24 protein-coding genes and 1 tRNA gene are annotated in these 24,161 nt (G+C 37.8%); 3 read left to right on the top strand and 22 right to left on the bottom strand.

Features of this window, described 5'->3' with window-relative positions; all coding sequences use genetic code 11:
• Window positions 1-45: 45 nt before the first annotated feature.
• Window positions 46-696, top strand: a complete 651-nt coding sequence (locus tag FW768_RS02465; RefSeq protein WP_153392077.1) for a hypothetical protein — start codon at window positions 46-48, stop codon at window positions 694-696.
• A 145-nt stretch (window positions 697-841) separates the two neighbouring features.
• Here the strand turns inward: FW768_RS02465 and FW768_RS02460 are convergent, their stop codons facing one another.
• The 10 genes from FW768_RS02460 to FW768_RS02415 all read right to left on the bottom strand — a co-directional run bounded on the left by FW768_RS02460 (window position 842) and on the right by FW768_RS02415 (window position 10,112).
• Window positions 842-1,216 carry a hypothetical protein gene (locus FW768_RS02460; RefSeq protein ID WP_153392075.1) on the bottom strand — a complete coding sequence of 125 codons (375 nt, stop codon included), beginning with the start codon at window positions 1,214-1,216 and terminating at the stop codon, window positions 842-844.
• Between the two features lie 472 nt (window positions 1,217-1,688).
• Window positions 1,689-2,414, bottom strand: coding sequence for an HNH endonuclease (locus FW768_RS02455; protein ID WP_153392074.1), 726 nt, complete (start codon window positions 2,412-2,414; stop codon window positions 1,689-1,691).
• A 632-nt stretch (window positions 2,415-3,046) separates the two neighbouring features.
• Window positions 3,047-3,120 (bottom strand) — tRNA-Ala (locus FW768_RS02450).
• 164 nt (window positions 3,121-3,284) lie between these two features.
• On the bottom strand, window positions 3,285-3,818 hold the full coding sequence (locus FW768_RS02445) for a hypothetical protein (protein WP_153392072.1): 534 nt from the start codon (window positions 3,816-3,818) through the stop codon (window positions 3,285-3,287).
• Between the two features lie 29 nt (window positions 3,819-3,847).
• Window positions 3,848-4,489 carry a hypothetical protein gene (locus FW768_RS02440; protein ID WP_153392070.1) on the bottom strand — a complete coding sequence of 214 codons (642 nt, stop codon included), beginning with the start codon at window positions 4,487-4,489 and terminating at the stop codon, window positions 3,848-3,850.
• Between the two features lie 119 nt (window positions 4,490-4,608).
• Window positions 4,609-5,592 carry a WG repeat-containing protein gene (locus FW768_RS02435; protein WP_153392067.1) on the bottom strand — a complete coding sequence of 328 codons (984 nt, stop codon included), beginning with the start codon at window positions 5,590-5,592 and terminating at the stop codon, window positions 4,609-4,611.
• A 99-nt stretch (window positions 5,593-5,691) separates the two neighbouring features.
• On the bottom strand, window positions 5,692-6,108 hold the full coding sequence (locus tag FW768_RS02430; protein WP_153392065.1) for a hypothetical protein: 417 nt from the start codon (window positions 6,106-6,108) through the stop codon (window positions 5,692-5,694).
• A 30-nt stretch (window positions 6,109-6,138) separates the two neighbouring features.
• Window positions 6,139-7,728 (bottom strand): efflux MFS transporter permease, encoded by a 1,590-nt coding sequence (locus tag FW768_RS02425; protein WP_231128616.1) that lies wholly within the window; start codon window positions 7,726-7,728, stop codon window positions 6,139-6,141.
• Complete coding sequence (locus FW768_RS02420) at window positions 7,721-8,785, bottom strand: HlyD family secretion protein (RefSeq protein WP_153392061.1); 1,065 nt, start codon at window positions 8,783-8,785, stop codon at window positions 7,721-7,723. The genes FW768_RS02425 and FW768_RS02420 overlap by 8 nt, the downstream gene beginning before the upstream one ends.
• A 4-nt stretch (window positions 8,786-8,789) precedes the next feature.
• Entirely contained in the window at window positions 8,790-10,112 is a 1,323-nt protein-coding gene (locus FW768_RS02415) for a TolC family protein (protein ID WP_153392059.1), read from the bottom strand.
• A 131-nt stretch (window positions 10,113-10,243) separates the two neighbouring features.
• On the opposite strand from FW768_RS02415, the gene FW768_RS02410 reads away from it, so the two are divergent.
• Window positions 10,244-11,041, top strand: coding sequence for an AraC family transcriptional regulator (locus FW768_RS02410; protein WP_153399743.1), 798 nt, complete (start codon window positions 10,244-10,246; stop codon window positions 11,039-11,041).
• Window positions 11,042-11,242: 201 nt separating this feature from the next.
• Here the strand turns inward: FW768_RS02410 and FW768_RS02405 are convergent, their stop codons facing one another.
• The 11 genes from FW768_RS02405 to amaB all read right to left on the bottom strand — a co-directional run bounded on the left by FW768_RS02405 (window position 11,243) and on the right by amaB (window position 23,555).
• Window positions 11,243-11,497 carry a hypothetical protein gene (locus FW768_RS02405; protein WP_153392057.1) on the bottom strand — a complete coding sequence of 85 codons (255 nt, stop codon included), beginning with the start codon at window positions 11,495-11,497 and terminating at the stop codon, window positions 11,243-11,245.
• Window positions 11,498-11,561: 64 nt separating this feature from the next.
• Window positions 11,562-12,041, bottom strand: coding sequence for a MarR family winged helix-turn-helix transcriptional regulator (locus FW768_RS02400; RefSeq protein ID WP_153392055.1), 480 nt, complete (start codon window positions 12,039-12,041; stop codon window positions 11,562-11,564).
• A complete protein-coding gene (locus tag FW768_RS02395; protein ID WP_153392053.1) occupies window positions 12,038-12,535 on the bottom strand; it encodes a GNAT family N-acetyltransferase in 498 nt (165 codons plus the stop codon). Before FW768_RS02395 ends, FW768_RS02400 begins: the two co-directional genes overlap by 4 nt.
• Window positions 12,536-12,824: 289 nt before the next feature.
• The gene (locus FW768_RS02390) at window positions 12,825-14,240 is read right to left on the bottom strand and encodes an efflux transporter outer membrane subunit (RefSeq protein ID WP_153392051.1); all 1,416 of its coding nucleotides are present in this window, start codon (window positions 14,238-14,240) and stop codon (window positions 12,825-12,827) included.
• Window positions 14,241-14,324: 84 nt separating this feature from the next.
• On the bottom strand, window positions 14,325-17,471 hold the full coding sequence (locus FW768_RS02385; protein WP_153392049.1) for an efflux RND transporter permease subunit: 3,147 nt from the start codon (window positions 17,469-17,471) through the stop codon (window positions 14,325-14,327).
• Complete coding sequence (locus FW768_RS02380; protein ID WP_153392047.1) at window positions 17,471-18,655, bottom strand: efflux RND transporter periplasmic adaptor subunit; 1,185 nt, start codon at window positions 18,653-18,655, stop codon at window positions 17,471-17,473. Before FW768_RS02380 ends, FW768_RS02385 begins: the two co-directional genes overlap by 1 nt.
• A gap of 1 nt (window position 18,656) precedes the next feature.
• The gene (locus FW768_RS02375) at window positions 18,657-19,112 is read right to left on the bottom strand and encodes a transcriptional regulator (RefSeq protein WP_153392045.1); all 456 of its coding nucleotides are present in this window, start codon (window positions 19,110-19,112) and stop codon (window positions 18,657-18,659) included.
• 117 nt (window positions 19,113-19,229) lie between these two features.
• Window positions 19,230-19,742: a GNAT family N-acetyltransferase gene (locus FW768_RS02370; protein WP_153392043.1), complete on the bottom strand. Its 513-nt coding sequence runs from the start codon at window positions 19,740-19,742 to the stop codon at window positions 19,230-19,232.
• Between the two features lie 473 nt (window positions 19,743-20,215).
• A complete protein-coding gene (locus FW768_RS02365; protein ID WP_153392041.1) occupies window positions 20,216-20,446 on the bottom strand; it encodes a DUF2007 domain-containing protein in 231 nt (76 codons plus the stop codon).
• A 62-nt stretch (window positions 20,447-20,508) separates the two neighbouring features.
• Window positions 20,509-21,834, bottom strand: a complete 1,326-nt coding sequence (gene lat / locus FW768_RS02360; RefSeq protein WP_153392039.1) for an L-lysine 6-transaminase — start codon at window positions 21,832-21,834, stop codon at window positions 20,509-20,511.
• A 170-nt stretch (window positions 21,835-22,004) separates the two neighbouring features.
• Complete coding sequence (gene amaB / locus FW768_RS02355) at window positions 22,005-23,555, bottom strand: L-piperidine-6-carboxylate dehydrogenase (protein WP_153392037.1); 1,551 nt, start codon at window positions 23,553-23,555, stop codon at window positions 22,005-22,007.
• 128 nt (window positions 23,556-23,683) lie between these two features.
• Between amaB and FW768_RS02350 the strand changes: the two genes are divergently transcribed.
• Window positions 23,684-23,839 carry a histidine kinase gene (locus FW768_RS02350; protein ID WP_153392035.1) on the top strand — a complete coding sequence of 52 codons (156 nt, stop codon included), beginning with the start codon at window positions 23,684-23,686 and terminating at the stop codon, window positions 23,837-23,839.
• An 88-nt stretch (window positions 23,840-23,927) separates the two neighbouring features.
• On the opposite strand, the gene FW768_RS02345 is transcribed toward FW768_RS02350, so the two are convergent.
• Window positions 23,928-24,119 (bottom strand): Arc family DNA binding domain-containing protein, encoded by a 192-nt coding sequence (locus FW768_RS02345; RefSeq protein WP_153392033.1) that lies wholly within the window; start codon window positions 24,117-24,119, stop codon window positions 23,928-23,930.
• Window positions 24,120-24,161: the final 42 nt, after the last annotated feature.

The following is a 24,161-nucleotide window of genomic DNA, read 5'->3' as shown; positions in this document are numbered from 1 at the left end:
TTAATTCTGTATATTTATTCCTATATTTGAGTCCAATTTTACAGTATGGCAACGTATGAAAGTTTAATAAAGATCACAGGAACCGTGGGCGATCTGGTTTTTTACAGCCTGAACGGGAAAAATGTGGTCCGTAAGAAAAGCGGATTCAATAAAAAAGCTTTTAAAAAGAGCCCTTCATACGAGAAAGTACGACAGAACAGCTCTGAATTTGGGCATTGTTCTAAAGCGGGAAAGCTTATCCGGAGCTGTATTGACGGATATATTAAGGAAGCGGGTAATCCTCTGCTCTATCAGAGTTTTGCAAAGCTGATGACCGATATAAAAGATCTGGATACGGTTTCAGAAAGAGGAAAAAGAAGCGTAGAAAAAGGCCTTATGACAGAAAAAGGGATAGAACTGTTAAAGGCATTCAAATTTGGAAATAAAGAGATTATTTCCACAGAAACCAGGATTTCAACGGAACTTCAGCATGCTATACTTTATGCAACTGAAGATAAAGACATTCATGAAACATCATTCATTACTATAAAGCCGGATTTTGAGAAATACACCGTTGAATATATTGAAGAATCTCGTGTTTACACTAAAGAAGGGAAAATTAATTTTAAAAATCATTTTCCGGATGAGGGCCTCCTACTCTATTTCCTTATTATCAAAAATAAAGATGGGGACATTTCCCGAATGGGATTTGTGTAGATTTTAAATTTGAGGTTGAGTTGAGATTTAGAATTTCAATGTGGGGACAGGAATTTTTCCTGTCCTGGGTTGAAGTGTCCCTTCGGGACTTTGTCGTTTGATTGAAGAAATAAAAAAGTCTGCAGGTTGATCTGCAGACTTTTTTTTATTGTTTATTTTTATTTCCTGACCAGGTTCCGGTTCTTGTTGGAGTAGGAACTGAGTTTGACCAGCTTCCGTTTCCACTACCTTCTCTTGTGAGTGCTCCTCTGAACTCTCCGTCTGAAGGAAGACCCACTACAGTGGTTAAATCTCCGGTATCTGTTAAATGACCTGAAATAGTATAGTTTTCATTATTTACTTCAGAATGCATGGTTCCGGATACTTTACCGTCACTTGCTACCACAAAGTTCCAGGTTCCTTTATCATTGCCATCGTATTTCCCTGACCATGTTCCGATAAAATCGTAAATAGTGTCATCATCAGAGCTACATCCGATAAATAAAAAAGCTGTCAAAAGAAGTAAAAAAAGTTTCTTCATAGTTCTAATAGTTTTATACCCTAATCAAATTGGATTGTTTTCTTATTTATTGTTCATAAACAGAGAACAGAATTAATATGTTTATTATTGTTTAATGTCGTGCAAATCTACTAAATTTTTCATTCAGATTATCTGAATTTTAATCAGCCGTTTATATTTTTATGAATAAGCAGCATATTTTGGCTAAAATACAATTATTTTTCAAATGGAAGCTGATGAAGGAGATTTTATATGAAGAGGGTGTTTTTTGATGGTTTTATAATTTAATGTTAAGTTTGATTGTTGACATTGGTGATTTTAGATGACAAAGGAGAGAATCAACTGCATTGATTTGATGAAGTGATATAAGGAGTGGTTTGGATTTTTTTGCAATCTGAGTTGATCGCCGGGTTTTGAAATTATTAATAACGATCTGTTTAATAAGAATAGGTTGGCATTTAAATAAATTTTACACTAATCTCCTTAATGAAATTTACATAATAAATCCATTGGGAGCCTTTATTGTAAAATTACTAAATCCACCACCACAAGGTAACTTAAGCCCATTTTCACGATGAATAGTAATAATCTTTCCTTTTATGAATATTTTACCTCTTATAAAATTTATTGTATTTGGTGTTTCGAATCTAATTTCTATAAAAATTTTGTAAAAACTTTCTCTTATGGTTATTCTTTGTCCTACATATTGAATATCCCACAAACCAATGTTCATAACCAATTCGTTATTTACGATTTTGAGTATCAATTTACCAAACGGATCTTGTAATTCAATATTTAATAAATACATTTGATCTTTAAATATTATTTTTATTGGCGAAGCATGATCTATTGTAAACGGGATTAGATAATCATACAGATCATTTTTAGTCATTGAAAATCTCATAGAACCAAATACTACATTTGCACTATCTCCAAAATAGTATAAAGTTTTAGGTTTTGTAATGCCTGATCTTAAATTGTATGGATTCTTATTAAATTCTTCAACAATGAAATCTGGAAGCCTCTTTGATGTTTTTTCTGAATGATGTTCACTACAAAGTAAAGTTATTTCTTCAGCTTTATGACGTCTGACTTTTGCCCAGCCTAATAAATGATCATATTGATATATTGGATTACCACAAATTACACAACCAAAACCACATCGTTGGCGAACTTCTCTTTTAATAGATGATTTTATTGCTGGTCTATTTTGACTCATAAATGGTTATTTCTATCAAATATAACAAAAGCCCTCTTAAAAAGAAGGCTTGCAAATTATTGCAGAACTACGGGCTTTATAGAACCGGATTTTCTGGACCATTTGCGAAACATAGAGAAATCAGAATCAGTAGAAGGTGGTAATTATTTTTTTATTATACTTTTTCTTGAAAAAAAGTATACAAAATTCAAGACTGGAATCATCCGCTAAAAATTGATATTGACTCCTAAAATTTCCAAACTCGCATGGTTCAGATGGTGCTTCTTCGGGTCTAAATACGAGCCATGCTCAGACAGTGGAAATTTTTTAACGGATTCAATCTCAATTTTTTTAACGCTCCTGCTTCCTAAGTCGATTAATCTGCCGCAGTATACCCCATTTTGTCCTTAATAAAAACTCAACAGTATTATCTGATATTTTCAAAAATGTAAATTATCTACAACCTTGTATTTCAAAAATAAGCGAAGCACCTTTGTTTATCCTAAAAACGCTTTGCTATTATTCATTTTTGTCTACCATAGCGATTAATAAAAAAGTATTCTCCCCCAACTGATCTCTAATCAGTTTTGCACATCATCAATCGTCAAAAAAACAAAAAGGGCTGTAATCAATTAAATTACAACCCTTTTACGTGGAGAATACGGGATTCGAACCCGTGACCTTTTGACTGCCAGTCAAACGCGCTAGCCAACTGCGCCAATCCCCCAGCTTTGAAGCGGTACAAAAGTAAGTATTTAAACGGTATATGCAAATATTTTATCAAATTATTTTCTTAAAAAATACAAATACCTGGTGGTATCAAAAAATCAAATTCAGATAAAATACTGTATTTCAAAGATAAGCGAAACGAATCTGTATTTTAAAAATGTTTCAGTCTTTCTCCCAAAGCCTTCTTTTTTTCAAATGATCAAGCTTATGAAGCTGAGAATTGATTTCAATATAAAGACTGTCCGGGGTTTCTTTCAGTATTTTTACCTGATAACCGGGATCTATTGCTGTTTTTGAATTTGGGTCGAAAAAAGCATCTGATTGTTTCGTTGCTACTATTTTTTCCGCAAAATCATAATATCTGATGATAGAATAGCCATGCCGGCTGACTTCGATGCTGTATTTACTATCGCTTATCGCCCTTCGACTACTGACAATACCTTCTTTCGTGATATTATAAAAGATAAGCACAAAGCCGGTAATGAGGTATAAGAGTACCAGTACAAACAGTTTTTTCCTCGGAAAGAAAACATATAAGCTGATCAATCCCACAACCGCTAAGGGGATAATGAGTTCCCCACAGGAGAGACTGATGTCAAAAAAATATTGCAGCAGCAAATCACTAAACATAATAAGCAGCATTATGGTGATAAGGCTGAGCAGTATCTTTTGGAACACGGTTAAAGGCTTTTTCATAAATATCTGATTGGTATAGCTATGATTTTTTACTGTTCTTTAAAAACTCTCCGTTCCTTATACATTTCTTTATTAATTTCTATAGCATAATTCCGGTTGAGTTTTGCCGTCAGTTGCGGAGCTGCATCGGTTTTTTTCAGGCAAAATTCAAAAGTAGGCTCCATATCGTCCATTATTTCGCCCCAGTGATAGGCAGATTTTTCAAAATTCTGCTGTGTAAGTCCTGCCAAAATCTCAACCGAATACCATCCATTTTCTATGTCCGCAATGGCATATCCATTATTTCGATGAAGCGCTAAGAGTCTCTCAACGGTCTCTTCAGTAAAGTTCTGTAAATATCCTATGGCAAAGGCACAAAAAACACCATTTTCAATTTTTAAGGGATAATCGCTTTCCCTAAACTGGAAATCGTTTTGTTCTTCTTCCAACACCTTGTATGTTTCATCCAAATTGAGATAAATGGTGTGTGGTACAATCTCGCAGCCTTCCAGCGCTATCATAATACCTTCACGGACCACATTGTCACCGCTCTCATTCGTCGTAAACTCGGTCAGCAGGTTATCCGAAAGATGATTCCGTTTTTTGAACGCTAACAAAGCATACGGATCTGCTGCAATAAAATAATTCATGCCGTTGGTAAGACAGCAGTTGAATTGGAATATCTTGTTCATGGTGTTTGATTTTATGTTTTCAATTTACGGAATCATTTTACAGACAACACAGATCTTTTATTGGATAGCTAATAAAAATCGCAGCTTTTAATCTTAGGGAAAATTCCGGAGATCACACACTACTTTACAAAATCAAGGTCATAGTATTTCATTCCATTTTCTCCAATGAAGACCTGTGCGCTTTTATGCAGATCAGGATTTTCTACGACGGCTGAAAAGACTTCAAATTCTTTTCCTTGATCTGAGACAGTTGTGGAATATCTGAAACTTGAAAATTCATTTTCAATAGATTTTCCGGAGCTGATTATATAATAAAAAGCGATTGTTCCGGTAGTGGTTCCCGGTTCTGTATAAGCAATATAATTCGGCATTACTGCCAGATATGAGTATTGTTTGGATTCGAAAACAGTTTTTCCATCATGCGTAATTACTCCTTTATCGTTGCCCTGTTTTATTTTTATATAATAGCACTTTTTGGAAGGTATCCAGACCGCAGACTGGTAACTAATCTGCCCATCATTAAGCATGAATGTTTTTGTTTTGGGAAGAAACAGTCCTTCACTTTTTCTCTTTCCTTCTGAAAAGGATTCAATGTGAAAATAAGTGTTATTGGCAGAAACGACGTTGAGTTCTACAGCTTTGTATTTATTTCCGAATTTTTCCTTAAACATTTTCAGAACCTCTTCCCTGCTATAGCCAGACTGCTGAGGATAATCGGCTGGATATACCAACCCGCTTTCTTTTGCGGAAGTATTTAACTGCCGTCTTTGTGTCTCTTTGTAGTTTTTATCATAGTAGATCAGTTCATTCCCGCTTTTTGCAATCAGATGCTCCCCGCTGCCGAATATAGGTTGATCAGCCAGAGGAGAAATCACCGTTTGTAATGCCTGATTCATAAGCCCGAATTTTCCATCTTTTTCTATGGAATATCCATTCAGTTTAGGCTTAAAAAAGGAAATATCATTATATTGAGGTTCCAGTTTTATTTTTCCATGAATGTCACACAATCCAAATTTCTCATTTTTATTATAGGGAATAAGATCCTGTGCACTGGCATTGGACAGAGCACTGCCTATCATGATAAAAAATACAGTCAATCTCATAATCAAAATTTACGCTTAAATATACGAACAATCTTTTTCTGTACAATTTACTCCCCTTCATACACTGACCTAATCTCTTTCGTTTTCCCAATTTTAAAATTACCTCCAGCTTCCCTGTAAAGAGACTTCCAGGTTTTCGCTTTTAACTTCCATATCTATCGGGAAAACAATCTTATAATTGTCCATATTGACGGAGCAGTTTCCGATATATCCGGTAACGTCACCCCAAAGCTCGATATGATAAGATTCTGCATATAAATTCATCTCCGGTGACGGATGGACTTTAAGAACAACCGGAAGCGGAAGACTATTTGGATAGGTTTCCGTCTGGGCAATACTGGTGGGAATTTCATCTTTGAAAACCTTGATGTAGAGGTTCTGTTCCGGAAGTGATTCACGTCGTGTATATTCCGTAAGTTTCACCGTTTTTAGCTGAAAAGTCCGGTCATCATTTCCACAGGAAAAAAGAAGGAACACCAGTGAAATAAGAGAGAAAATTCTGATTATTTTATTCATTATTATTTATTTAAAAGTAAGAGTAATAACTTATGCAGGAGACAGGCGTCTTGATTTCAGATACAGCGCTGTACGATTCAGATAAGGAAAAAGAAGAATCAATAGCAGAGATACGAAAAGAATCCAGACCATCATTTCATAATAATCCATGGCAAAGCGAACCTGGCTTTGTACATTCATCCTTGCAGCTAAAAGCTTATCCGCTCCTTTCAACGCATGGTCTTCAGGCATTCCTTTGCTGCTGAGTTTTGCCGTCTGGCTGTGAATAAAGTTCCTAACGGCAGGATCTATTTCGCTGAGATGGTCCTGAAAAGCATTATAATGCCTGCTTTTTTCAAAAAGTTCAAAAAAATTGATAAGGGCAATGCTTACACAAAATCCCAGATATCTGATGGCAAGCGCTGTAGCAGCCGCAGAAGGCCCGATGGATGCAGGAACTGAAGAAATAATGAAAATAATGGTAGGCACCATAATCAACCCTACTCCTAACCCTTGGATAAACAGCGGAATATAATAGTTGAACTCATCCGCCTGCACATCAAATGAAAAATACATCACCGCATGAAATATCAGGAGCAGCAGAAAACCCGGCCCCCAGATATACCGTATATTTTTCTTCTGAAGAACCATACAGCACGCAATGATTACCCCTGCAACCAATCCCAGAATATTAAAAATATTGATATAGGAAAGATAAAACGGGTCAAAATGAAGTGCGGAAATAAAGTAATTATTAGTAATTCCTGATGCAAAACGGCAGATGTACATGACAAAAAGAATGACGAGCCCTACTTTAAAATTACGGTATCTGAAAACACGCGGATCAATATAAGGCCTTTTCATGGCCTTCTGACGAAATATAGATAAAACTGACAGAACCGCAATGGCTATTACACTTCCTAAAATGCGCTTATCTTCCAGCCAGTAATATTCCTGTCCGAAAATCATGATATAGCCGATAAGCACCAGCATCGCACTGTAGAGGGCAAAGCTTTCCCAATCCAGTTTGTATAAAGGAAATCTTGCACTGATCCGGTAATGTCTCATGGCAGCAGCCAGAAAAATAAATCCCGGTACATATAAAAATATCGCTCCCTTGTAGATGATATTAAAATTATAGGAATCGATGAGGTTTGCCGTAATCAGGTTATTGAATGGCAAGGCGCAGATGAGAATTCCGAAAAATACGGAAAAGCTGATCTCCCGAGCTCTTTCACTGCTCAGCCTTGTAAAAATTAAAGTTAATGACAGGTTGACATTACAGGCAAACAGCATTCCCTGGAGAAAACGTACAGGAAAGAGAACATAAATTTCCTTCGTACAATAACATATCAGGCATGCTGTGATCTGCAGCGTCATGAATAAGAGAAAATATTCTTTGGCGGCAAGAAAGCTGAAAAACCTTCTTTCCAGGCTATAAAATCCGACATATCCGGCATAAAACAAAGCTACAGAAAACTGAATATCAGCCGGCTCACAGCCGTAATATCCTGCTGCTGCATTGACATTCGCCAAAGGAAGAAAAAATATGGTGATTCCGGGAAGGGTCATCAGGAAAAGAATGATCTTAATGAGCCATTCGGGGATCCAGCTTTTAAAAAACGGAACTTTTCTAACCATTGAAACGTTTTTTCTGGGCATATACATTCACATTCATTCCCACTTTAAGAACCTCTATATCTTTTCTCTTTCCATCTATTCTGATCCTTACCGGAATACGCTGTACAATTTTCACATAATTCCCTGTAGAATTATCCGGAGGCAGCAGGGAAAAGCTGGAACCTGTAGCCGGAGACAGGGAAATGATCGTCCCCTGAAATTCCTGATCGGGATAGGAATCCGCTACAATCTTTACATGATCCCCGATATGCATATCCCTGATCTGTGTCTCTTTATAATTGGCAACCACCCATTTATCTGTTTCATTATTCACGATGAAAGCAAGCGTTTCTCCGGCATCAATCATTTGCCCAGCTTCTACGGTTCTTCTTCCCATTCTTCCGTCATAAGGAGCTGTAATTACCGTGTAGCTTACGTCAAGTTTATGACGGTCCAGCAGCGCTTCCAATTTTGCAATTTCTGCCCGTACCACTTTTTTTTCAGCCTGGATATCATTAATTTTAGATCGGGAAGCCGCATAGTTATCCTGCGAAGATTTATAATCGCTTTTATTGACGTCCAATCCGGCTTTGATATCTTCAAGGCGTTGTCTTGTTGCAGATTCTTCATTGTAAAGATCCTGGTATCGCTTATAGTCAAGCTCCTGTTTCCAGACCTTGGCTTTACTGGCTTCAACCTGTGCTAAGGCAGAAGCCGCTTCTTTTTCAGTTGTGTGGGTATTGCTTTCCAGCACCCTTAGCTCTGCGCGGGCTTTTTGGATTGCAGCCTGTGTCTGCTCCTGCTGTAATTTATATTCACGGTTATCGATGACCAGAAGAGTATCGCCTTTTTTGACTTCCTGGTTCTCCTCAAATTTAACATCAACAATGAATCCCCCGGCTCTTGAAATAACAGGATTTACATACTCCTGAACCTGTGCATCATTGGTTTGTTCATATTTGTAAAAGCTAAAAAGGCTGATAATGCCCCATATGGCAAGTCCTGCGACTATAAAAGCAGCTATCCATCCTGTAATTCTGGTAATGAGTCTGTCTGTGGGCGTGTATTTTTTTTTCATTGTATTATAAGGTCCCTATGATATTCTGTAATAAATAATAATTATTCTGTGCTGTAATTTTAGCGGCTTCCAACTCGAATTTTGTCTGAAGCAGCTGAATGTCTGCGTCAAGAAGATCCGTTACCAGTGAGGTCTGGCTGAAGTAGGTATTTTTAATTATCCGTGCATTTTCTTTAGCCTGCACCACGTTGGCTTCTGCTACTTTAATCTGTTCAAGAGCTTCCTCATATCTCAGATAGGCTTCTTTCACCTTCTGGCGCACTTTATCCTCTGTATCTTTGTGGGCTTCCTCTTCTTTTTCGAATTCCAATCTGGCTGCTTTTACCTTTTGAGGGTTATGATACAGGGAAGACAACGAGAATGAAGCTTTTACTCCCACAACCCCTAATGAATACCAATAAGGATTATAAGGATATAGAAAGATCTGTGGATTGGCATAGTAAAATTCTCCATATAAGCCTACTTTCGGGCTCACATTCGCTTTTACCTGCTTGAGCTTTATAATACTTAATTCAGTCTGCTGTTCTGAAATATGATAATCAAAAGAATGTTTTAAAGCTCTTTTCACATATTCTTCATACGTAATATTTTCTTCCCATTGATTAAAAGGAACTTCAGGAACAACGGTCTGCTCATCAGGAAATCCTAAAATAATATTCAGCTTCTGGGTAGCGATGAGGATATCATTTTTAATGGAGATAAGGGCCATTTCACGGCGTGAAAGTTCCAATTCTACCCGCAGTAGATCACTTTTCAGGACTACTCCGTTTTTATACAGGGATTTTATTTCTTTCAGCTGTGCTTTCTGATCAACAATGTCCTGTTTGATCAGGTCTCTGAAAATGAATGCTTTCTGAAGCTCAAGGTAAAGCGCTGAGGTTTTATAGTGAATATCAGACACCGCCTGCTCTTTCTGGATTCCCCTGATCTTTTGCAGGGTTCCTTCTTCTTTGATCTTCAGATTCAGCTTGTTTCCGTTATAGATATTCAGGTAAAAATCTGCTCCGGCCCGGTAGAGAGTGTGAATTACTTCGTGTTGCGTAGGTTTGGAAAACAGTCCGTTTTCATAAATGGGGATGTTGGAAGCTTTTTCTGCGGAACCTTTGATTTCAATTTCCGGGAGGCGTTCTCTTTTGGCGTCTTTCAGCTCAGCATCGGCTATTTCTGTTTCTATATTTCTGATTCTGATGTGGCGGCTGTTGTCTTCGGCTCTTTGCCATGCGTCTCTTAAACTAAGCCTTACAGTGTCATTGGCGGGACTGCCTGTCTGTGCTGTTGCAACATGGGAACTTCCAAGGATCAGCAGTCCGGTGAGATAGATTTTCATCTGATTTTTCGAATTATTGCACTGCAAATTTATTGGCTCTCCTGAAATTATTTTTATCTAAAATAGTCAAGTTTTACATGATTCCGGCCAAATTATTATCTTTGTTTTTTCATTCTATTTTCAATTATTTTATGGGCTTAATTGCGGCACTTCCGGATATCGATAAACATGATGACAGTGTATTTGTTATGCACGAAAAATCGGAGAAACTCATTCCTTTTCACAAACATGCGAAAGGACAGCTGAGCTATGTGGAAGGCGGGATTGCTTATATTACGATAGACAACCGTACGTATGTAGTTCCTGCGAGACATTTTTTCTGGATTCCTCAGGGAATGGAACATATCCTGCAGATCGGGCATTCTGCAACGGTATTGAGATCTCTTTACTTTTATGCGCATGATGACCTGTCTGATCCTTTCTTTGGCAGGCTGGGAATATATCCTGCTTCCGAACTGCTTATACAGATGATCAAATACACTGAAATCTGGGACGAAAGACATGTCACCAAGGCCAACGAAAATTTTGAATTTTTAGTAGCTTTAAAAAAAATACTCCCAAAAACTCATCAACAACCTTTACCGATCATTCTTCCTGCTACCCAAAACAAACAGATGATGAAAATTGTCTCGTACCTGGAACAGAATATAGAAGGAAAACACAGTCTGGCCAGCATCAGTGAAAAATTCGGACTGAGTGAACGCACACTTTCACGCCTCTTTAAAGCTGATATGGATATTTCTTTTCTTCAGTATCTGAAAACATTAAGGATTATCAAAGCCATTGAGCTGCTTCTCAATACAGATAAACCGATTAATGAAATTGCTGATGATGTGGGTTACAGCTCTATCAGCTCGTTTAGTGATACTTTTCATGAGTTTACACAGTCGAGACCATCAGATTTAAGGAAAACTGGGGGAAGACGGTAGTATTTAAAATATAGCTTTAAACTGAGGGCAGATTATAATCAGAAAAATTCATTTATTGAGGGAAGCATTTTTATAAGCTTTTCGTAAATAAATGCATAAAACTCCGAAGCTGCAAACTTCGGAGAGCAGGGGTCTTTGTATTATTATCGGTTATACGAAAGGATTCGTGCGATAGCAGTGAGAGAATAATGGAATCAGTATTCAGATATTTATATTTTTTAATCTTAAAATGTCATCAACTAGTTTAGGAATGACGTTTCTGGCCATGGCGATAAAATCCTGATCTGCGGATTTTATAGATACAAATTCAATATCATAATCCCTGTTTTCATCTTTTCCTGTCATGATAAATCCGGAACCGGAATCGAAATCTCTTCCCTCAATACAAGAGGTCCAGGGAGCTTGGGTAGCTTTATTGCATATTTCAAGAATACTTATTAATTCTTCTTTTGTCATAGTTATTAGTTTAATACAATTATAAAGTAAAATAGTTTCGTCTATTGATGAAAAACAACCAATACTACAGTTTGTTTTTATTATACATTGCCCTTTGATAAAATGACTGTTCCGCTATTTTCTCCTCTGCTTCATTGATGGCCGTAAGCAGATGATTTTCATTGTCTGCAATCTCTCCCAGCACTTTGGACATCAGCTCCCATACCGGCTTCATTTTTTCAATCAGTTCGCTTCCTTTTGGAGCCAGCTCAATCAGTCTTCTGCGTTCGTCCTGTTTATCTTTTTTGGAGAGGATAAGTTTCTGTTTCTCCAGCTCTTTGAGAAGACTGATGGTGGAAGGATGAGTATACCCTATTTCATTAGCAATTTCTACAACACTAAGTGTTTTTTTATGATGTAATGTGAATATCACCGGAAACCATTTAGGTTCAAAGTCAATACCGAAGGTTTTATAGATCAGAGCTCCGTCTTTTCTCAATTGCTCACTAAGCCTCTGAAGCCTTGTAGATATGGCCAGAATACCTGATTCGTCTATTATATTCATACGCTGGTATTGATGTTTAAATGATAGAACGCATTATCCGCACTCATTAACGGGAAACGCGCCGGAAGCTTTTCTTTTTCAACCTGACTGAAATGATTACGCTCATAGAAACGCATGGCCGCTTTCAGAACATCAACGGTTCCCAGATAAATGTCATTAATTTCATTTTCTTTACAAAAACGGATCAGAACTTCCAGTAAATACTGTGCAATATTCAGCTCTTTTCCTCTGAATTCTTTTTTTACAAACATCTTCCTTATTGCTCCAGCCCGCTCATCAAATTTAACCAAAGCGATTGAGCCTACCAATTCTCCATACACAAAAGCTCCCCAAAAGTTACCGCCTGTTTTTATGTAGAAATCTTCTATCTGCATAAGATCCGGCTGGTCTTCTATGGTAATCGGAATATTAAATTCCTTCTGCTGGATATTCAGGATCAGATCTATAACCTGAGTAGAATATGAATTTCCTATTTGTTGAATTTCTATTGCCATACTATATCAATTTTTACACATCAAAACTACGTAGTTGACTACATATACGCAAACGAAATTTTGCTTTTATAAATTTTTTAACAAAAACTAAACGATTTCCGTGATGCGTTTTATGCTCATCGAGCAGTTTGTTCATGTTAGATTTTCTAAACGTTATAGATTTTGGAAACCTATAACGTTGATAAGCTGCATCAATTATTTTCTGAATAAAATCTGAGAATTCTGCGGGAAACAAAAAAACGCATGCCATTGCTGACATACGTTTTTATTTATTTAAAAGCAGAAAGTGTTATTTCCAGCCCCCTCCAAGAGCCTGATAAAGTTCAATACCCGCTTTCATTTTGTTGTATTCTGCGTTTGAAATATTCAATTCTGCATTCAATGAATTTACACTGGCATTCAATACTTCAAGATAATTCGCCATACCATAGTTTACCAATTCCTGAGAATAGTCTACCGATTTTTTGTAGGCTTCCATTTCTTTCTGTTTCAGTTCAATAAAAGAATCCTGTACTGAGAACACTCTGATAGCATCGGAAACTTCTTTTCCGGCTGTAAGCACTGTTTTCCTAAAATTCAGGTAGGCCGTTTCCTGATTGGCAAGACTCACATCATAGTTTGTTTTGATCTGTCTTTTATTCAGAATAGGCTGTGCCAAACCTGCTACCACGTTGGCGAAAAGAGAATTTACACTGAACAGGTGGTCAAGGTCTACAGACTGAAGTCCTCCACTTCCGGTAAGTTTTAAAGTAGGATAAAACTGTGCTTTTGCGGCATTCGTCAGTTCAAAAGCATTCATCAGATTGTACTCTGCTCTCATCACATCCGGACGGTTAGCCAGAAGTTGTGCAGGATATCCTAATTTCACATCAATCGGAAGTTTCTGGCTTTCCAGGGTAGATCTTTCAATAGAATGGGAAGGTTCTCCCATCAGAAGGCTCATTGTATTTTCAAGAAGCTGGATCTGGGTATCAATATCAATCAATAGAGATTTTGCATTTAAAACCAATGCTTCACTTTGCTGTACGGCTACTTCTGTAAGATTTCCGGAAGCTTTCAGCGCTTTGGTTGTTTCAAGATTTCTTTCTCTTACAGCAATGGTTTCTGTGATGATTCTTTTTTGAGAATCAAAAGTCAGCAGCTGATAATAGGCAGATGCAATAGATGCAACCAAATCGCTTTTAACGGCTTTATGAGCTGCTACAGTTCCTAAATACGTGGCAAGCTGTGCTTTTTCCTGAGCTTTCAGTTTTCCCCAAAGATCGGCTTCCCAACCAATGCTGGCCGTAATGTCAAATTGGTTGACATATCTTCTTTCTCCAATGATCTGCCCAAACTGGGTATTGATCGACTGGGTTTGAAACGTATAATTGGGACCTACTGACAGCGTCGGCTGATAGGCTGCTTTGCTCTGTTTTAAATAAGCTTCTGCGGAACCAATGCTCTGAAGGGCAATTCTGATGTCCAGATTGTTTTCTAAAGCCTTGGAAATATGTCGCTGAAGTACAGGATCTGTGAAAATTTCTTTCCATGAAACATTCGCGATCGTAGTACTGTCTGAAGGAAGCATATCTGTACGGAAAAGCTTTTCGTCCACAACATTCTTCGGTCTCTCATACTCTTTCCGGGCCATACAGGAAGTAATGGCTCCCAGTATGACAGCTGAAAAAGTTATTCCTTTTATGATGTTTAATAAACTCTTCATTATATAAAATTAGAAGTTAGAAATCAGAGGTGGGAAGTTAGATTTTTATAGGGATCTAACTTCACTGCCTCAAATTTTTAATTTTTATTCTGCTAAATTGATGTCTTCTCTTTTGATTGGTTTGATTTTTTCCTGCAGTGTTTCAAAAATCACATACAGTACCGGAATTACAAATAATCCTAAGATCGTACCGATTAATAGTCCGATTGCTGCTCCTGTTGCAATGGATCTGTTCCCCACTGCACCAATTCCGCTTGCTAACACCAGAGGCAATAATCCGAAGATAAAGGCAAATGATGTCATCAGGATCGGTCTTAATCTGGCTTTTGCCGCATTGATAGCAGACATAACAATGGTCTCCCCATGATGTCTCCTCTGAACAGCAAATTCTACAATAAGGATCGCATTTTTCGCCAATAGTCCAACGAGCATGATCAGAGCGATCTGGAAATAGATGTTATTTTCCAAGCCCATGATCTTCTGGCCAAAGTAGGCTCCCATTACCCCTAAAGGAAGAGAGATAACAACAATCAGCGGAAGAATATAACTTTCATACTGAGCCGAAAGGATAAAGTAAACGAAAATCAAACTTAAACCAAAGATCAGAAGCGTCTGGGAGCCGGAAGCTAATTCTTCTCTGGATAATCCCGTAAATTCTACTCCGTAGTTTTGGTTCAATGTTTCTCCGGCAACCTGCTGTACAGCAGCAATGGCATCCCCGGAACTGAATCCGGCAGAGTTCGCTCCTGTGATCTTCACCGAAGTAAACAGGTTGTAACGGCTTACCGACTGTGGTCCGTATGCTTTTTTCAGCGTTACAAACTGCGAAATCGGAGACATTACACCGGAACCGGTTCTTACATATAATTCATTCAGATTTTCAATGTTCTTTCTGTTTTCAGGAAGTGCCTGAACCATTACTCTGAACTGTTTTCCGTATTTTGTGAAGTCGGCTGTATAAACCCCTCCGATGTATCCCTGCATCGTTGCCAGGATATCACTTACGGAAACTCCAAGCTGCTTGGTCAGAGGAACATTGATTTCCATCTGATACTGCGGGTATTTTGTATTGAATGAAGTCTGGGCAAATTCAATTTCCGGTCTTTCCATCAGCTTACCGATGAATTCATTCGTTTTATTATCCAGATCGGCATATTCACCTCCGGATTTATCCAGCAATACCATTTCAAATCCGGCGCTGCTCCCGAATCCGGGTACACTTGGCGGCTGGAAGAATACAACTTTAGCATCCGGTACAGATCCTGTAATTCCAAATAGTTTTTTGGTAATATCTTCAGAAGTCTGACCATCTTTTTTACGTTCTTCAAAAGGTTTCAGTTTGACGAAAGCAAGACCATTGTTGCTACCGTTTCCTGATAAAAATCCTCTACCGGTGGAAATTGTTACATTCTGTACGCCAGGCACTTTCATCGCGTTAGCCTGAAGCGTTTTCAGAGCATTGTAGGTTCTTTCCATGGAAGCTCCCGGAGGAAGCTGTACATCGGTAAAGATGATTCCTCTGTCTTCAGTAGGTACAAAACCTTTCTTCATAGTGTTACTCGCCCAGAATAAAATACCTCCTGTAACAGCGAAAATAACCAGGGTTACCCATTTATGTCTCAACAGGAATACAAACCCTCTTCCGTAACGTTCTGTAGCTGTTTTAAAGGCAATATTGAATTTATAGAAAAACTTCTTAAGGAAATTCATTTTTTGATATTCCTCATGATGTTCTGCGTGAGGTTTCAGGAATAATGAACATAAAACCGGACTTAACGTTAAAGCATTAACCGCAGAAATAATGATCGCTACGATAAGCGTAACCCCAAACTGCTGATAGAATACCCCTGTAGGTCCTGTAATAAAAGTTACCGGAATAAATACAGCTGCCATTACAAGGGTAATTGAAATGATTGCTCCCGTAATTTCATCCATGGCTTCTACTGTTGCTTTTTTAGCATCGGAAATACCGTGTTCCATCTTCGCATGGACAGCCTCGACGACGACAATGGCGTCATCCACCACAATACCAATCGCCAGTACCAATGCGAATAAGGTTAAAAGGTTTAACGAATATCCGAATAAATTCAGGAAGAAGAAAGCCCCCACGATAGATACCGGAACTGCAATAGCCGGAATCAGGGTTGATCTGAAGTCCTGAAGGAAAATGTATACTACAATAAATACCAGGATAAAGGCTTCAATCAGGGTATGTACTACTTTTTCGATAGAAGCTTCAAGGAATTCATTGGTATCAAAGTTAAAGGTATATTTAATTCCCTGTGGAAAAGTACTTTCCGCAGATTTCAGATAGGTTTTGATGTTCTTAATAATCTCCTGAGCATTGGATCCCGGAGTCTGGAAGATCCCCATACTGATGGAAGGATAGTTTCCGTTTTCCCCGACTCCACTGTAAGACTGACCTGCAAGCTCTACTTTAGCAACATCTTTCAGCATTAAATTCTGTCCGTCATTCAATGCTTTAATGATGATATTATCGTACTGTTCTTTATCGTTGAACTTCCCGACATATTTGATGATATATTCAAACGAGCTACCACTGTTTTGCCCTATAGAACCCGCAGCCGCTTCTCTACTCTGCTCATTAATTGCATTGGTAACGTCTGTAGGAGTTACGTTGTATGCCGCCATCTTTGCAGGATCGAGCCAGATTCTCATTGAGTAATTTTTACCTCCGAAAACGTTGGCATCCCCTACACCGTTAACCCTCTTTAGGTTTGGAATAACGTTGATATTCAAAAAGTTTTGAAGATACACATCATCCAGGTCCTTATTTTCAGAATAGAAAGACATATACATCAGGGCACTGGTCTGCTGTTTCTGGGTTACAACCCCTGAACGGGTTACCTCGGAAGGCAGCAAAGGTGTTGCTCTGGCTACACGGTTCTGTACGTTTACTGCTGCAATGTCCGGATCAATTCCCTGTTTAAAGAAGACCTGAATGTTGGCAGAACCGTCATTTCCTGCAGAAGAAGTAATATAATCCATTCCTTCTACCCCGTTGATCTGTTCCTCCAAAGGAACAACCACACTTTTCATTACCGTTTCTGCGTTGGCCCCCGTATAGCTGGCCGTAACACTTACCGTAGGCGGTGCAATATCCGGATACTGTGTAACCGGTAACGAGACAAGTCCTAATACACCGAGAATCACAATCAGAATTGAGATTACGGTGGATAAAACCGGTCTGTTAATAAAGTTTTTTATCATTAGAATTTCGGTTTTATTGATTGAACAAGACTATCCATTTTTACAGGCTTACGAATCACTGGTGTACCTGGTTTTAAACCTCCGATACCGGCAGCAATTACGGTTTCTCCTTTATTAACTCCTGATTTGATAAGAGCCATATTGTCGATTCTGTCGATCACATTTACTACGACATTTTTAGCGGTATCTTTTTCTACTTTATAGACGTAAACAATTCCCTGCTGTTCGTAAGTTGCACTTTCCGGCACAACCAGAACATTGTCATAATGCTTTGGGAATCTGATGGTTCCGCTGTTTCCGTTGCTAAGAAGTTTTTGTGCATTGGTGAAAGCTACTCTGAACTGGATAGTTCCTGTCCCTGGATCAATCTGGCCTGTAATGGCTTCAATTCTTCCTTTTTCAGGATAAAGGCTTCCATTAGCAAGCTGCAGTTCTACCATCGGAAGATTTTTGATCTTTTCAGGCATAGAGGCTCCCGGTGCCTTTTCCAGGAAGTCGAAGTACTCTTTTTCATTCATGGAGAAGTAAGCAAATACCTGAGACGTATCAGAAATAGTTGTCAGAGCGGTTTGATCAGTAGGTCCTACCAAACTTCCTACTTTTAACGGAAGTTTTCCGATTACTCCTGAAATAGGGGCACGGATGATAGAATATTCAATGTTCGCTTCTACACCTTTATAGTTGGCAACAGCCTGTCTTTTTGCTGCATTCGCCTGCTGAAGCTGAGCCTGAGCCTGAGCTAAATTAGCCTGTGCAGTCTGTAACTGTACATTACTGATGATGTTTTTCTGAACCAGCGGCTTAAGTTTATTCACTTCTACCTGAGCCGCATTCACTGAAGCCTGGGCAGCAGCAATACTAGATTCGGCAGCACCGATTCCTGCTTTGGAAGCAGCGGCATTTTCATTCAGAATATTGGTTTCCAGACGAAACAAAGGCTGTCCCTGTGTAACATACTGCCCTTCATCTACCAGTACCTGAGTAATATATCCCTGTATTTTTGCGCGGACATCATTGTTCACTCTACCCTGAACGGTAGCCGGGAATGTCTGATAACCCACTATATTTTTTGTCTCCACTGAAACCACAGGATAAGGCTTGGCGCCCCCCTGCTTCGGAGCTTCTTTTTTGCAGGCTGTCAGTGAGAGCGCTGCAATAGAAAGTATAACTAGCTTATTATTCATTTTATAGTTTATTAAGAGATTCCTGAATATTTTTTATGTTTTTATTTAAAAGTGCTTTGTAAACTTCTATTCTTTCATTGTATCCATCGTCCTGATTTTTTTTAAAATTGTTTAAATCATCTAGTAGTTTTAATTCGTCTTCCATTTTCTGAACTATTTTTTCAAATCGTATTCGCTTATAATCATCATTGATGAAAAAATACCGTTTCCTTTCATCCATTTTATTGTGATCCACAATGAGCTGTGCATTCAACAATAATGAAATACTGGTGGAAACAGAACTTTTGCTTGCGGAAAGCACTTCAACGAACTCGTCAAAAGTAATTCCTACTTTCTCATAATCGAAAAGAAGGTAGGAATAAATTTTTGAGGCTAAAGGAGGTAAGTTGAAGATGGTGCCATAAAATTTTACGGCATCCTGAAAAATTTTTTCATCAATTTCTATACTTTGATGCATAATATAAAAATTTTGAACAAAAGTAGAAATTAGTTCAGAACTAAACGAACAAAGATGATAGAGTTTATAAATAGAGGGTCTTTTAAAAATTCAATGAAGATAGATTTAACTTTTCCGCTAAATTATAATCTTCTCATAAGCCTTCCTCATTCCGTCTGCTAAAAGAACTTCTCCACAGTAAGAATATCCCTTACTTTCCAGAATTTTCAGCATAGCAATATTATCGTAGTTGGTATCTACTTTTACACTCTGAATTCCATGAGATCGGGTAAAATCTTCAATATGATCAAAGAGTTTTTTTACCATACCCTGGCCTGCAAATTTTTCATCTACAGCTACCCTGTGTACAACCACAAATTCTCCGTTACTCAACCATGCTCCTTCAATCTGGCTATAAGCCGGTTCATCATTTAGAATTAAGGCTGCATATACCGCAATATCGCCATCCACTGTCATCACATAACCGAATCCTTTTGCAATATCACTTTCTACGGTTCCAAGATTAGGATATCCATTCTGCCACTGTGTGCTTCCGTCCTGTTTCCTTCTTTCGATAGACTGTTGGATGATTTCCCAAATGACGTTTCTGTCTTCAATTTCTGCTTTTCTTAGTTGTGTCTCTGAACTCATTGTTGTTGGTTTATATTAAAATGAAGAGATTGGTGTATATTTCAGGTTTTGGCAAAGCCGGTTGCATGATTTTTTGTTTTAGGCGGGCTGAAGCCCACCTCTATTGAATAATGTCTCAATGTTACAAACCTTAATGCATGGATACATAATCTCTTATTGATTAATCTTTTTAATTATTAGTTTTTAAACGGATTTAAAATGGATGGAATCTTTTTAATTTAGGCGGGGTAAAGCCCGCCTCTATTGAATAACGATCCATCATTACAAAATTCAATGCAGGAATAAATAATCTCCTCTTTTTTTAATTTTCTAAGTATCACAAAAGGATATAACACCCTTAATTACAATGGATTATAACCTTGTATTTTTTCCAACTTTTAAATACCTTATCCGGTTTGAATTAAAAAACCGAAAACTAATTAAAAATTAATTTTCGGTTCGAAGTAGTAAAATTTAAAATTATGAAATTGTTTTTATTGATTTTCAACTTGTTGAAGATAAGCATCAATAATATTGAATGCGTTCTTCTCGTCTTTTAAATCCACCATAATTTTTAGCGACGTTGCGGTAGGCGTTGTCGTAAAGGTCAGATAATTATTTTCGACGGTATTTGTAATTTGTGCATCATCCAATTTAGACTTAATTAACTGGATTTCTGAAGGTTTATCACTTTCAAAAACCGATACTCTCGTACTTCTTTCCATATTCTATATCGTTTGAGTATCTAAATGTACAATGTTTTTTTTAAAATTACAAATCTTTGGTTTTAAATTTTATTAATATTATTTTCAATTTTATCTAAAGCCAGCTGAATTTCTTCCTTGGTAACATTAAGATGAGGTCTGAAACGAAGCGACTGATCTCCACATGGAAGAATGATTAAACCGTCTTTGAACAATTCATTCATCATATGGTTTCTTTGCTCTCCTGAAGGTAGATCAATGGCACACATCAACCCTCTTCCTCTTGCATTTGAAATTTTTTCAGGATATTTCTGAGCTAATTCTTTTAATCTTTCTAATAGATAATCACCAACTACTCTGGCATTTTCAACCAGGTTTTCTTTTTCGATTACTTCCATCACCAATTGGAAACGAAGCATATCAATAAAGTTCCCTCCGAAAGTGGAGTTAATTCTTGAACTTTCTCTGAAAACGTTGTTTGGTACTTGATCAAATTTTTCTTTGTTGGCTAAAACCCCGCAAACCTGCGCTTTTTTACCGAAAGAAATAATATCCGGCTTAGCAGTGAAATGCTGGAATGCCCACATTTTCCCTGTAATTGCAATACCCGTCTGCACTTCATCAAAGATCAGAAGGATCTCGTTCTGGTCACATAAGTTTCTTAATCCCATCAGGAACTCGTCTCTGAAATGGTTATCGCCGCCTTCAGCCTGAATAGGCTCAATAATGATGCAGGCAACTTTATCAGGGTTCATCAAAATGGCTTCCTCAATCTGAAGAAGAGCTAAGTTTTCATTCTTGATGGTTTCCTCCAGATTTTCTTCTGTAATTGGGAAGGAAAGTTTTGGGTTTAAGATCCTTGGCCATTCAAACATTGGGAAATATTGATATTTTCTAGGATCTGAAGTATTGGTTAAGCTTAAAGTATACCCGCTTCTTCCGTGGAATGCCTGTTTGAAGTGGATACAGATTCCGGCTTCGGTTTGAATTCCTTTGTCAAAGTTTTTACGTGTTTTCCAGTCGAAGCAAGCTTTCATTGCATTTTCAACGCCTAAAGTTCCGCCTTCGATAAAGAATGCGTACTGCAATTCTTCAGGAATTACTACTCTTTCAAAAACATCCAGGAATTGGGCGTATTCTTCGGAATAAACGTCAGCTAAAGTTGGTTTGTTTACAGCCATTCTGCCTAACCATTCTGATCTTTCAACAAGGTATGGGTGATTATAGCCAATGGAAGCAGATGCAAACATAGAGAACATATCCAGATATTCTCTGTCGGTTAATTTGTCATATAGCCATGATCCATGAGATCTTTCGATGTCCATCACGAAATCAAAACCATCTGCTAAAACGTGTTTTCCTACTGTTTCTTTTACTTTATTTGCTTTTATATCTAATGTTTGTTCCATAATAAATTGATGTGTGATTTAATAAGTGGGGAATCAGAAGATCAAAAAATGAGGTTCATCATTTCCCGGTTATTAATTTTTAAATGTGGGGATTGGGTTAAAAAAATTGAGAGACCTAATGATTTTTTCAAATCTCTCAATTTTCAATTTTCATAGTTAAATTAAAACTTTTACAAATCAAACTTAATCCCTTGTGCTAAAGGAAGTTGAGCTGTATAATTTATAGTATTAGTTTGTCTTCTCATGTAGTATTTCCAGACATCAGAACCGGATTCTCTTCCGCCTCCTGTTTCTTTTTCACCACCGAAAGCACCACCAATTTCCGCACCGGATGTTCCGATGTTTACGTTGGCAATACCACAGTCTGAACCTGCCTGGGAAAGGAATAATTCTGCTTCTCTTAAATTCTGAGTCATGATAGCAGAAGATAATCCTTGTGGAACATCATTCTGAATAGCAATAGCTTCTTCTAATGTCTTGTATTTGATTAAATATAAAATCGGTGCAAATGTTTCGTGCTGAACGATCTCGTAAGAGTTTTTCACTTCTGCGATACATGGTTTAACGTAGCATCCTGATTCGTATTCTTTTCCGCTCAGCACACCCCCTTCAACGATGAATTTACCACCTTCTTTTTTACATTTTTTGATTGCTTCCTCGTACTGATTAACAGCATCAACGTCAATAAGTGGTCCTACGTGGTTCTTTTCATCCAGAGGATTTCCGATCTTTAACTGTCCGTATGCTTTTACCAGTCTGTTCTTTACTTCATCATATACACTTTCGTGGATGATCAGTCTTCTGGTTGTAGTACATCTCTGTCCTGCAGTTCCTACTGCTCCGAAAACGGCTCCGATGATAGACATATCAATATCCGCATCTTTGGAAATGATGATTGCGTTATTTCCTCCTAGTTCAAGGATTGATTTTCCGAATCTTTCTGCTACTTTAGAAGAAACCATTCTTCCTACTCTTGTAGAACCGGTGAAAGATACCAATGAAACTCTCTTGTCATCCACTAATCTCTGTCCTATTTCGTGATCTGCCACCAATACGCTTGAAATTCCTTCAGGAAGATTGTTCTCCTTCAATACTTCTGCCATAATGTTCTGGCATGCAATAGCACACATTGGTGTTTTTTCTGATGGCTTCCAGATGGTAACGTTTCCGCAAATCCATGCTAACGCAGTGTTCCATGCCCAAACGGCTACCGGGAAGTTGAACGCGGTAATAATTCCCACTACACCCAGCGGATGGTATTGTTCGTACATTCTGTGCCCCGGTCTTTCCGAGTGCATGGTGTACCCGTGAAGCTGTCTGGATACTCCTACTGCAAAATCACAGATATCAATCATTTCCTGAACTTCACCAAGACCTTCCTGCAGGGACTTACCCATTTCATAAGAAACAAGTTTCCCAAGATCGTCTTTATATTCTCTTAATTTCTGGCCTAGCTGCCTTACGATTTCCCCTCTCTTAGGAGCCGGGATCATTCTGAATTCCTGAAACGCCTTCTGAGCCGTCTCAATTACTTTGTCATAATCACTTTGTCCGGAAGTCTTTACTTTGGCAATCAGTCTGCCATCTACGGGGGAAAAGCTTTCTATTGTTTTTCCTGAAGCAAAATATTTCCCTCCTGTTGAAGTTCCTTTATTCTCTTCTTTGATCCCAAGATTTTTGAGTGTTTTTTCGATTCCGAAATCCTTTACTTTTTTAGACATAAAATGTTACTTTTCGTTCCTCTAAAGATAAAAATATTATGCGAACCTCAAAATTTTAATTTTTAGTTGGCTTTTTATTTGGACTAATTATAAACATGCTTATCTTTGTAAGGTAATTTTTAACAGAAATGGAAAATTCTCAGGAAAATAATAACAACTCGAAGTTCATGAAGTGGTTCAAGCGTGTGGGATGGGCAGGATTTGCTTTTTTTACCATTAAAGGTTTGATCTGGCTCGTGATCTTCTATTTTGGAGCCGATACGCTTCAAAGTTGTATAAAATAAAAAAGCAGAGAATTGATCTCTGCTTTTTTTGTTATAAGGTTAATTGATTGGGTTATTTTATTGAAAACATAAGGCTTCATTCAACCTTTTACTCTTCCTTTTTCTTTCTTCCTGAATTCACCAAACTCTGATGCAGCAGATATTCAATCTGCCCGTTTACGCTCCTGAACTCATCATTGGCCCATTTCTCCAGAAGTTTGTACGTAGAATCATCAATCCTTATGACGAAGGATTTTTTACTTTTACTTTCTGAAGAGTTGTGAGTTTTTTCTGATTTCATTTTCTAAATTTCTCTAAGATGATGATCTGAATTATTGTAAGA

It is taken from the genome of Chryseobacterium vaccae (assembly GCF_009602705.1).
Lineage (GTDB): Bacteria > Bacteroidota > Bacteroidia > Flavobacteriales > Weeksellaceae > Chryseobacterium > Chryseobacterium vaccae.
The sequence above is the reverse complement of the archived record's forward strand: the minus strand, read 5'-3'. Positions and strand labels throughout refer to the sequence as shown.